The sequence below is a fragment of the Chryseobacterium pyrolae genome (genome assembly GCF_025153485.1).
GTDB classification, from domain to species: domain Bacteria; phylum Bacteroidota; class Bacteroidia; order Flavobacteriales; family Weeksellaceae; genus Chryseobacterium; species Chryseobacterium antibioticum.
On the sequence record NZ_JANZQH010000002.1, the window covers coordinates 119,044 to 131,589 of the forward strand.

At 38.4% G+C, this 12,546-nt stretch carries 7 protein-coding genes; 6 read left to right on the plus strand and 1 reads right to left on the minus strand.

Annotated elements, in window-relative coordinates; translation table 11 throughout:
• The first annotated feature begins 345 nt into the window (after positions 1-345).
• The 6 genes from alaS to NZD88_RS03890 all read left to right on the plus strand — a co-directional run bounded on the left by alaS (position 346) and on the right by NZD88_RS03890 (position 10,859).
• Entirely contained in the window at positions 346-2,949 is a 2,604-nt protein-coding gene (gene alaS / locus NZD88_RS03865) for an alanine--tRNA ligase (protein ID WP_259827595.1), read from the plus strand.
• A gap of 195 nt (positions 2,950-3,144) precedes the next feature.
• Entirely contained in the window at positions 3,145-4,626 is a 1,482-nt protein-coding gene (locus NZD88_RS03870) for a hypothetical protein (RefSeq protein WP_259827596.1), read from the plus strand.
• Positions 4,627-4,691: 65 nt separating this feature from the next.
• Positions 4,692-6,506 carry a cytochrome-c peroxidase gene (locus NZD88_RS03875; protein WP_259827598.1) on the plus strand — a complete coding sequence of 605 codons (1,815 nt, stop codon included), beginning with the start codon at positions 4,692-4,694 and terminating at the stop codon, positions 6,504-6,506.
• 186 nt (positions 6,507-6,692) lie between these two features.
• Positions 6,693-9,071, plus strand: coding sequence for a hypothetical protein (locus tag NZD88_RS03880; RefSeq protein ID WP_259827600.1), 2,379 nt, complete (start codon positions 6,693-6,695; stop codon positions 9,069-9,071).
• Positions 9,072-9,142: 71 nt separating this feature from the next.
• Entirely contained in the window at positions 9,143-9,379 is a 237-nt protein-coding gene (locus NZD88_RS03885; protein WP_169235640.1) for a hypothetical protein, read from the plus strand.
• 10 nt (positions 9,380-9,389) lie between these two features.
• Positions 9,390-10,859, plus strand: a complete 1,470-nt coding sequence (locus tag NZD88_RS03890) for a M20/M25/M40 family metallo-hydrolase (RefSeq protein ID WP_259827602.1) — start codon at positions 9,390-9,392, stop codon at positions 10,857-10,859.
• A 416-nt stretch (positions 10,860-11,275) separates the two neighbouring features.
• Here the strand turns inward: NZD88_RS03890 and ilvA are convergent, their stop codons facing one another.
• Positions 11,276-12,538, minus strand: coding sequence for a threonine ammonia-lyase IlvA (gene ilvA / locus NZD88_RS03895; RefSeq protein WP_169235642.1), 1,263 nt, complete (start codon positions 12,536-12,538; stop codon positions 11,276-11,278).
• Between the last annotated feature and the right edge of the window lie 8 nt (positions 12,539-12,546).

Genomic DNA, 12,546 nt, shown 5'->3' on the forward strand with positions numbered 1-12,546 from the left:
AAGTTTTTATTACGCATACCATTGTGAACTGTAAGTAAAAAATATTATTTGCTTAATCTGAGCTCAGATTAGGGGAATTAAAAGAAGCTGAGAGAGGGAGATTAGGAATTACTAAGTCTCCATGTCAAGGTTTAAAACCTTGACATGGAGACTTCCTGAAAACTTTGCGCCCTTGCGCTAATGCAACAATCCTCTATCCACTTCAAAGCAAACTGAAACCTATTCGATAACAAATCCTCTTCCTACCCCATTCAAAACATAGCATAAAATGATTTACAAATCGCTTAAAAACATTAAATTTGCATCTTATCAAAAATTTGATAGTTTTAAAAGCAAAGCAATACTATGACATCACAAGAGATACGTCAAAAATTTTTAGATTATTTTAAAAGTAAAGACCACCTGATCGTTCCTTCAGCGCCTATCGTTCTGAAAGACGACCCTACCCTTATGTTTTCCAACTCGGGAATGACGCAGTTCAAAGATTTTTTCTTAGGCTACAAAACACCTACGGCCCCAAGAATTGCCGATACCCAGAAATGTCTTAGAGTTTCAGGAAAGCATAACGACCTGGATGATGTGGGAAGAGATACCTACCACCATACCATGTTTGAAATGTTAGGAAACTGGTCTTTTGGTGATTATTTCAAAAAAGATGCTATTGCTTTTGCGTGGGAATTACTGACTGAAGTATTCGGAGTTCCCAAAGAAAATTTATATGTAACGATTTTCGAAGGGGATGCCTCTGAAAATCTGGAAAGAGATCAGGATGCCTACGATTTCTGGAAATCTCATATTTCTGAAGACAGAATTATCAACGGAAACAAGAAAGATAATTTCTGGGAAATGGGGGAAAGCGGACCGTGCGGACCGTGTTCAGAAATTCATATTGACCTTAGAACACCTGAAGAAAAAGCTAAAGTTTCAGGACTTGACCTGGTTAACAATGATCACCCTCAGGTGGTGGAAGTATGGAACCTGGTTTTCATGGAATTCAACAGAAAGGCAGATAAGAGTTTAGAAAAACTTCCTCAACAGCACGTTGATACAGGAATGGGCTTTGAACGTCTTTGTATGGCACTTCAGGGTAAGTCTTCCAACTATGATACTGACGTTTTCACACCGCTTATTGCTAAAGTGGAAGAACTTTCAGGTAAAAAATATACCGGAATTCTGGAAGACGAAAAAGATATTGCTATCCGTGTTGTGGTAGACCACATCAGAGCGGTTTCATTTGCGATTGCAGATGGACAGCTTCCTTCAAACGGAGGTGCAGGATATGTGATCAGAAGAATTTTAAGAAGAGCTATTTCTTATTCATACCGATTCTTAGGAATGAAAGAACCCTTCCTTTTTGAACTGGTCGCTGTTCTTAAAGATCAGATGGGACCTTTCTTCCCTGAATTGGAAAAACAAGGCAATCTGGTCACTGAGGTTATCAAAAGTGAAGAGGATTCATTCTTAAAAACCATTGAAAATGGGTTAATAAGAGTTGAAAAATTAATTGAACAGACGATCGCAGATGGTTCAAAGGTACTACCAAGCGAAGAGGTTTTTGAATTATATGATACGTATGGATTCCCGGATGATTTAACGAGAATTATCGCAGAGGAAAAGGGTCTTACCATTGATGAAGCTGGGTTTAAAGTTGAAATGGAAAAGCAAAAGCTTCGTTCAAAAGCTGATTCTGCTCAGAAAGTATACGACTGGGTCACTTTGGAAACAAAGCCTGAAAACTTTGTAGGCTACGATCAGATCGAATCGGAAACGTATATTACAAGATACAGAAAAGTAGAAAATAAAGACGGGGAATTCTACCAGGTGGTATTGAGCAGTTCTCCTTTCTATCCTGAAGGCGGTGGCCAGGTGGGAGACAAAGGGGTTCTGGAAAATGCTGTGGAAAGCTTTGAGGTTTTAGAAACTAAAAAAGAAAACGGACTGATCATTTCATTGATTAATGGTCTTCCAAAAGATGCAGGAGCTGTTTTCTATGCTAAAGCTGATGCAATCGACAGAAAAAATTCTCAGGCTAACCACTCTGTGACTCACCTTTTACATGAGGTATTAAGAGAGGTTTTAGGAACTCATGTTGAGCAGAAAGGTTCTTACGTAGGTCCTGACTATCTTCGTTTTGACTTCTCTCATTTCAATAAAATGACGGAGGAAGAATTGGCGTTGGTAGAAGAAAAAGTAAACCACAAAATCAAGGAAAGCATTGCTTTGCAGGAGTTCAGAAGTATTCCTATTCAGGAGGCTTTGGAGAAAGGCGCAATGGCCTTGTTCGGTGAGAAATACGGTGATAGCGTGAGAATGATCCAGTTTGGAAGCTCTAAGGAACTTTGTGGTGGAACTCATGTAAAAAATACCATTGAGATCGGTCATTTCAAAATTACTTCTGAAGGTTCTGCTGCTGCAGGAATCAGAAGAATTGAAGCGATTTCCGGAGACAAATCTGAGGAATATTTCAAAAACCTGGAAAATCAAATTCACGAGCTTTCTCAATTATTGAAGTCTAAAGATGTAGTAAGATCTATCGAGAAACTGATAGAAGAAAATGCTTCTTTAAAATCTGAAGTAGAAGCTCTAAAAAAAGAAAAAGCAAAAGGCGAGATCGGCGAATGGAAAAACGCTTACGAGCAGAAAGGAAACAAACAGCTACTGGTGAAGAAAACTTCTCTGGACGCAGGTTCTGTTAAAGACATTGTATTCCAGTTGAAGAAAGAAATCCCGACTTCGGTAACGATCATTCTTTCTGATGCGGACGGAAAACCAATGATTACAGTTGGAGTTTCTGAAGATCTGGCAGCAGATTATCAGGCTGGAGCTATCGTCAAAGACCTGGCAAAAGAGATCCAAGGCGGCGGTGGCGGAAACCCTGGCTTTGCAACCGCCGGAGGTAAAAACCTTGATGGTTTGGAAAATGCTTACCAGAAAGCCTTAAATCTTTAGGATTAGAGGTCCTTTATCATAAAAAAAGTAAAAACTCCTGAAAATTTCAGGAGTTTTTTTATTTATATCCATTCTAATTATTGATCTTATCTTAACAAACCATTACCTAAACTTAAACTATTTGTTTCGTCCCCTTAAAATACAATTCACAATAGACCTTTAGCTTTGCTACTATCGAAATCAATAAAAGTAATTATGAAAATTAACAAAACTATTGGAGCTCTATTGTTTGCTTCTATGGCCTTTCAGGGTTGTAATGACGACAATACCGATCAGCAGGAAACCACTCCTGTCAATCAGAATATAAAGATTGAAAATTTTTCACAGGAACCAGCTTTCGTTTTTGGAATGACGGGTTTTGAAAATCTGAGCATCACTACCCTGATCTCAAGTTCTGATGTACTTTCAGGAACTCCGAATTTTGTTTTCGCAGGACAGCCGGACGGCATGGGAATCATGAAAGATCCTAATTCTGATGGCTACTTAATGATCACCAATCATGAGATCACTCAATCTGTTTCCAGAGTTTATTTAGATAAAACATTTAAGCCTATCAAAGGAGAATACATACTGAACGGAATGGGCGGTATGACCAGATTATGCTCTGCTACACTGGCTACCCCGGAAACCCATGGATTCAGTGCGTTTCTTACTGCTGGTGAGTCCGGTGAAGAAAGTATGGTTCACGCTCTTAATCCATTGGCACCTGCTTCCCAGGCCTCTGATCAGACAAGAGTAAAGCCGGCTTTGGGAAAGGCTTCTATGGAGAATGCAGTTCCGCTTCCTAAGGATATTTCAGGTGGAAAAACCTACATTATGATTGGTGAAGACCAGTCTTATTCGTCTTCACACCAGTCTGCAGGACAGCTGATCATGTATGTTTCAACAACGCAGGGAGACCTCGACAATGGAAAACTGTATGCTTTAAAAAGAACAAACAGCAATTATACAGAAACGGATATGGTAAAAGGCAGTTCTTACGACGTAGAATTCGTGGAAATTCCAAATGCTAAAAACCTTACAGGTGCTCAAATCAATCAGAAAAACATTGATAATAATGCGATCCGCTTTTCAAGAGTTGAGGACGTAGATTATAGAAAAGGAGCAGGAAAAGGAAGAGAAATTTACTTTACTGCAACCGGAGAATCGTCAGACGGTGTTACTCCAAAGCCGGGATTGACGATGTGGGGAAGAGTCTACAAGCTGGTACTTAACGAAAATAATATGCTGGCTGGAAAACTTGAAGTTGTCGCAGAAGGGGATTCTAATCCGGGACACAACCTGATCAATCCTGATAATTTATGTGTGACCGAAAACTTTGTCTATATTCAGGAAGACGGTGACTCTTATTATTCAGCAGCAGCACACGATTCTTATATCTGGCAGCTCAACATTGCTACAAAGCAATACAAACCATGGCTGAACATGAAACACAACAGAACAGATACAGCTTGGCAAACGGCTTATAATCAGTCCGGAACCCTTCAGAAGTTCGGTTCATGGGAGTATGGAGCGATGGTGGATATTTCAGATATCATAGGAATTCCAAACACTTTTACCGTGAATATTCACTCGCATACATGGCAGAAAGATAAGTTCAAGAATGCTGACGGAGCCGGTGTGAATACCAATAAGGAAGGTGGGCAGATCGTAATCATCAGAAACGTAGAGAAATAATTTTAAATATCCAATAAATAGCAAAGTATCAGCGGGAAAATTCCCGTTGGTACTTTTTCATGCTTATGAAAATACTTTCAAAATATCCGGTTCTCATTATTTCATTCACTATAACGGTTCTTTTTGTTCTTTTTCAATGCAAAAACGACAAACATCAGCCCATTAATGAAGATCTGAGTGCTGTAAAAAATGAAATAGCCAAAACCAATGTTTCGTTTGAAAGGCAGATCACTGAACTGATGGCTCTTGTCTCAAAAAATGCAGATGAAAAGACCATTCAGAAGAAATTTGAAGATCTCAGAATAACGTATAAAAAAATGGAATGGGCGGTAGAATATTTCCTGCCGAATTCTGCCAGATTCATCAACGGTCCTGCCCTTCCTGAAATTGAAATGGATGAGCATACAGAACTTGAGCCGGAAGGTCTTCAGGTTTTGGAAGAACTTTTCTATCCCTATACTGCTGAAAACAAAGATGAAGCTGTAAGGTTTCTGAAGAAGCTGACCAATAAAAGCAATACTATAAAGGTCAATTTTCAGGCAATCTCCGTGAGTAAAGATCAGGTTTTTGATGCAGCCAGACAGGAGATTTTCAGGATTTCAAGCTTAGGAATTTCAAGTTTTGATACGCCAATATCAGGGACTTTTTTGAAAGAAATGCCCTATTCTTTGGAAGCTGTTAAACGGACTTTACAACAGATTTCTACTGATAAATCTACGGACAAAGCCTTGAAAAACATCAATACTTCCATTGATTCAGCCATTGCTGTTTTAAAGAAAAATACAGACAGAAATACTTTCGATTATGTCAATTTTATTCCAGATCATTTAAATAAAATCTCTTCTTTACTCCTGGAATTTAAAAAGCAGGAAGGTATTCCGGATATTGAAGTTACTTCCGCCTTAAACAAAAACGTAGCTTCTTTTTTCTCAAAAAATGCTTTCAATCCCAATGCATTTGTTCCCGGAAAAGAATTTGCATTCTCTGAAGACAAGGCCGCTCTGGGGAAAAAACTGTTTAATGACAAAATTCTTTCCAACAGCAATAACAGAAGCTGTGCAACGTGTCATATTCCCGAAAAGGCTTTTACGGACGGGCTCGCCAAGTCTATGTCTTTGGAGAATGCAGAGTTGCAGCGAAATGCACCATCGCTAAATTATGCAGGTTTCCAGCACGGACAGTTCTGGGATATGCGAAAAGATGATCTTGAAGGGCAGAGTTCAGACGTGATCTCCAATAAAGAAGAAATGCACGGCGATATGAATGTTATTCTTGGTAAAATTAATCAGGACACAAAATATCTTCCGGAATTTAAGAAAATCTATAAAACTTCAAAAGCTGAAACCTGGCAGCTTCAGAATGTACTGGCAAGCTACATCCGTTCTCTGGCGAAATTCAATTCTAATTTTGATGAGTATATGAGAGGAAACAGATCTGCTATGACGGAAAACCAGAAACAGGGATTCAATCTTTTTGTAGGAAAAGGTCAGTGCGCACTATGTCATTTCATTCCATTATTCAATGGAACTGTTCCTCCCAATTTCAAAAAAACAGAACAGGAAATCCTGGGAACTGCTGTCAACGGTAACAATAAGATGTTTGATCAGGATTTGGGAAGAGGAAAATTCCATGAAACGGTTGAAGCTTTGCAGCATTCTTTTAAAACACCAACTCTTAGAAACATCAGCAAAACAGCTCCCTATATGCATAACGGAGGTTACAAAACGCTAAGAGATGTCATGAATTTTTATAATAAAGGAGGTGGAAAAGGCTTCGGTTTTAAGGTAGAGAACCAAACGCTTTCTGATACACCCTTGCAACTTACCAACAACGAAATAGATAAAATGATAGACTTCATGAATACCTTATATGATCGATAAAAAAATTATGGTTTTCATAAATTATATTGAATATTCTCATCTCTATTTTTACTGCATTTTTCTATCAAAAATTTAGATTAAATCAATGTCATAACATATCATAAAAACTTTCTTAACACAAGAAATATCATTACTTTTGACCTAGTTTTTTACATGAAAAGGTTTTTAGTTTTATTATTTTTAATAATGTATTTCTTTGGTTATTCACAATCAAAGATCAGGGTTATTGACGAAACTGACCAGAAACCAATATCCCATGCAAAAATATCCTGCGATGGAAAAGTCATTGGCTTTACAGACATTAAGGGCTTATTGGAATTTAAAGCATCATGCAACAGCATTGAAGTTCAGGCGGAAAATTACCAGAAAGAAGCGGCAACCGCAGAGGCTGACATGGAAGTTTCTATGCAAAAAAAGGCATCAAAAACCACTGATATTGAAGCTGTGGTGATTGAAGACCGCAGCGACCCAAGAGCGCTGGAAATCCTTAAAAAAGTCAACAAACTGTTCAGGGACAATTCACCAAAAAGCCTGGAATCCTATTCTTTTAAATCTTACGAAAAAATATCTCTGGACATCGATCAGGATAGTATTAACCAGTTTAATACTTTTTTTAACAACACCGATTTTATCAAGAAAAAAAGGGAAAAAGATTCATTAAATAATATCTCAGCAAAACAAATTTTTTCAAAAAGCAAACTCTTCCTGTGGGAAAGAGCTCAGGAGTTTCTGTATTCCAAACAATACGGTGAAAAGATCAATATCCTGGACAACAGGATTTCCGGGCTTAAGCAGCCTATCTATGAAATGATTGCGGTTCAGCAAAGCAACAGGGATAAAATTCCGAATCAGATCAAACAGGAAAACAGAGGCCTTTACCGCTTTTTTCTTTCGGATACCCTTGAAGTGAACGGAAGAAAAACATTCGTCATCCGCTTTCGTGAGGTCAATTATAAAAAACAGGACAAAAAAAGAAAGTACAACGGTGCGATCTACATAGATGCAGAAACCTATGGCATTCAGAAAATCGAAAACTTCAGCAAGAATAAAAACGACGGAATTATCACAAGTACCTGGGTTTTCTACAATAACAAATGGTTTCTCGCTCAGGAAAAGGTAAAACTGAGAATGAGCAAAGTGGCCATGGAAGAGGAAAACAAAAAGAAAACGGAAGAGCATGAAAAAAGGGACAGAACCAGTTTCGGCACCTATGCTTTCCTGACTTCCACCTATTTTGACTTCAAATCACCTATCGAAGAAGATCGAAATGATTTTAAAGGCTACACATTTTCCGTAAAAAATGCTGACGGACATCTGCTGGATCAATACAGAACCGACCCTCTGACGGAAAGGGAACGTAATACCTACACTACGATCGACAGCCTGGGTAAAAAATATAATATTGACAACAAGGCCAAAATTCTGACCGGACTTATCAACGGGCAGATCAGGATGGGTATTGTGGATTTTGCGGTAGATGAAATTGTCAATTTCAACTTGTATGAAGGTTTTAGAGTTGGTTTAAAAGCTAAACTGAATGAGACTTTCAATCCCTATTTTTCACCGGATTATTATTTTGCCTATGGTTTCAAGGACGATAAATGGAAATACGGAATCGGTTTGGATATGAAGACCACACTGGATAAAAATTCATTCTTCAGGATTGAATATTATAATGATGTGACAGCCTCAGGAGAGTTTTACAGAAGACTCTGGAATTTCAAGATGAGAACGATGAATTACGGAAACAACATCAACAATGATAAATACTATCATTACAGAGGTGCTTCCCTATCCTATCTGAATGATGTAACGAACGGACTTACATTGGTTTTTGCCGCCAAAAGAAATATTGAAGAAGCTAAATTTGACTATCAGTTCAGAGGAAGAGGTGGCCAGTTTGATAATTTCAATACGCTGTTTACCTTAAAATATTCTCCCAATTCTACGAATATCATGACCCCTCAGGGAAAATCGATCATTGATCAGAAATACCCAGAACTGTATCTTAACTATGAACAGAGTTATAAAATACTAGGTGGAGACTTCAACTACACCCGTTTTGATGCGCTTTTCGTCCATAACTTTAAGACGATGTTCGGAACTACCGGATTCAGATTATATGGTGGAATCGTTTTAGGGGAAGCTCCCATCTGGAAACATTTTACCATGAACGGACTGGCGTCACCGAGAAAGGATTTTAATTTCAACCTTACTTCTTATCTTGGATTTGCCACACTGGAAGGTGGTAAATATTACAACGATAAATTTGTTGCGTATTATTTCACCCACAAACTTCCTCTGTACTTCAAAAGTTTCGGACAGAATATCTCCAGCTTTGATTTTGTATTAAGAGGAACAATAGGAGACATGAAACATCCTGAATACCATGAATTCAGGTTCAGAAAACTGGACCATCTGTATCAGGAAGTCGGTCTGGAATGGAATAATTTCCTGTCCAGCTATTTCAATTTAGGACTATTCTACAGGGTTGGATACTATACGACTCCCAATTTTAAACAGAATTTCGCCATCCAGTTTAAGTTAAAAGTATTAGAATTTTAATTATCCAAACATCCATTCTTTCAAAGAAAAACGAAATTTAAGCAACATTATAAATACATAAAAAACGAAATATGCAGCGAATAGAAATAAAAGCGGAACAGTTTTTTGAATTATTAAAACTGAAAGACACCCCGATGTGGGAAATTTTCGCACAAATGATCGATGGTAATGAAAAGGAAATGGTATTTCTAGATAATGAAGACAAAGTCCTTTTTAACTATATCCTTCCTGCTGATCAAGAAAAACTGGAGGAGGACAGAAAGGAGTTTTCAAAACAGTTTTCAGATAAATTGGCTAACTTCAATTAAAAATGTTTAGATGAATAAAAATTACGTATTCTCTATAGTAAGTATTCTCCTGTTCAGCCTCGGCCATGCTCAAAATTATAAAAAACCTCTGGTCTCTGCTATCAAAGAAGCCGACCTGAGAACAGATATGTATGAACTCGCTGCGGACCAGTTTTGGGGACGTGAGGCCGGAACTTTGGATGAATTAAAAGTATCCATGTGGCTGGCTGATAAAGCCAAAGAAGCCGGAATGAAACCAGCAGGTGACAACGGTACATTCTTCCAGTTTTTTGATATGTACAGGCATCAGGTGATTCCTCAAAGCAGTTTAAAAATTGGCGACAGCAGCCTGAAATTATGGGAAGATTTCCTTGTTGCAGAACCCGTCAATGCAGCTATTGATACTGAGATTGTGTACGCAGGAACTACAGAGCCTGAAGAACTTTCGAAATTAAATATCAAAGGAAAAGTTCTTGCTGTTAATGCTTCTGATAAAAACATCGACAAAGAAATGACTCTTTTCGTAAGAAGATATCCCGGATTTGTAAGGACTAAATATTACAACAAAGCCTATGAATTAGGAGCTAAAGCCGTTATTTTTATCACAGACGATATTTCCGAAAAAAGCTGGGTAGAAGTTCTTCCCCAAATGACAAGAGGAACCTACGGTGTAGAAGGACTGAGAGAGAAAATAACGAATAATATTCCTGTTTTATGGATCAAAAGAGAAAATGCAGGTTGGGTAAAAAATAACCCTAAGATTTCTCTTAACCTCATCACCGAAACCTACAAATACCCTTCTGTCAATATCATCGGAAAAATTGAAGGTACAGATCCAAAACTTAAAGAGGAATACGTTTTACTGAGCGGTCATCAGGATCATGACGGCATTAGACATCCCGTAAAAAATGACACGATCTACAACGGTGCTGACGACAATGCCAGTACCTGTGTCGCCATGCTTGCCATGGCCAGAGCTTACAAAAAACAACCCGGAAAAAGAAGTATTCTCTTTGTTTTCCATGGAGCTGAAGAAAGAGGACTGCTGGGTTCCAGATGGCACGCTGCTCATCCTGTAGTTCCAAAAGAAAAGATCGTAGCCGTTTTAAACGGTGACATGATCGGAAGAAATGACAATAATGAAGCTGCTCTTCTTGGAGGAAATGCACCGCATAAAAATTCTGAAGATCTGGTAAAAATGGCTGAGGATGCCAATAATGAGAGTACAAAATTCAAATACCTGAAAGATTGGGATTCTCCCAACCACGCAGAGTATTTCTACTTCAGAAGTGATCATTTACCATACGCAAAAATTGGTATTCCTGCTGTATTTTTCACCAGCGTACTGCATGATCAGTACCATACTCCACAGGATGAATCTGAAAACATCAACTACAAAAAGCTTTATAAAATGACGGAATGGATGTACAGAACATCATGGAAGGTAGCCAATGAGGCTGAACGCCCAAAAGTTATTTCGAATTTTACGCTTGAGAGATAAGATAGTAGACTCGGCGGCCCTTCGGGCCGCCGAGTCTACTTTTTGTAATTGCGAGGAGCGAAGCGATCTCTTTATTCTTTATTCTTTATTCTTTATTCTTAAGATTACTTTGTCACTGCTTCACAATACATTCTGCAACATATTCTCTATTATTCTTTTGTCTTGAAACAAAAGAATCAAAAATTCAAGACTGGGAAACTTCCGCTAAAAATAAATACTGTTCTCTAAAAATTCTAAAACTTGCGCGGATTTATTATTTCTGCTTCGTTTCGGTTACAGCCCCGCGCTTCAGACAGTAGAATTTTCTTGACGTTCACAGAATTTATTTTCTTAACGCTCCATTTTCCTATGTCAGATGTTTATCCGTTATAAAAAGTTATTTTCTGCAAACTTTCCAATAAACCAATACCTGTTACTTAAATAAGCAGATTCATTAAAGACGGATCATTGTTCAGATAATTGACAAAAAAATCATACTTCTTCATATTGTTAAGCAGTGGAGTAAAATCCTCACTATTCCTCAATCCAATCCCCAAAACAGCAATCCCTTTCTCCTTGGAGTTTTTTTGGGTGTACTCAAAAAAAGTGATATCATCATTCGGTCCCAAAACATTCATCACAAAGGTTTTCAGAGCTCCCGGACGTTGTGCAAACCGAACCAGGAAATAATGTTTTAAACCAGCATACAGAAGAGCTTTTTCTTTAATCTCTTCCATCCGGGTAATGTCATTATTGCTTCCGCTGATGATGCATACTACATTTTTACCTTTGATCTGATCCTTATATTTCTCCAATGCAGCCACAGAAAGAGCTCCGGCAGGTTCTACCACTATAGCATCTTTATTGTAAAGGGAAAGAATAGTTTCACAAACCATTCCTTCATCCACTAAAGCCATATCGTACAATACATTTTTACAAAGTTCAAAATTAAGATTTCCCACTTTCTGCACGGCAGCACCATCCACAAAGCGGCTGATCTTTTCAAGAAGCACCGGCTTTCCATTTTCCAGTGCTTTTTTCATGCTTGCCGCTGCAGAAGGCTCCACTCCTATTATTTTTGTATGTGGAGACAATTCACTGAATACCGTACATACACCCGCAGCCAGTCCTCCTCCTCCTATTGGAACAAAAAGATAATCAACTGGCTCCTCCGACTGTTCAAGGATTTCCAGCGCTGCCGTAGCCTGTCCGTCAATGATATTCTGATCGTCGAACGGATGAATAAATATTCCTCCGTTTTCATCGCAGAACTTCACGGCAGCATCTTTTGCTTCATCAAAAGTATCCCCGTAAAGAACAATATCTATAGCACTGCCTCCGAACATCTTTACCTGTTCCAGTTTCTGCCCCGGCGTGGGCAAAGGCATGAAAATAGTTCCTTTCACCTTCATCGTACTGCATGCAAAAGCAACTCCCTGAGCGTGATTTCCAGCGCTGGCGCAAACCACACCTTTTGCCAGACTTTCCGGGGACATCACTGCCATTTTATTGTAAGCTCCCCTGATTTTGTAGGATCTCACTCTTTGCAGATCTTCTCTTTTAAAGCTTATTTTGGCATTATAAATAGTGGAAAGATTGTTATTGACAGCCAAAGGTGTTCTTACAACTATATTTCTGAGCCTTTCGGCTGCCCTATAGACATTGTCTAAAACGGATGGATACGTTTCTTCTCTCATCATTTTTTTAA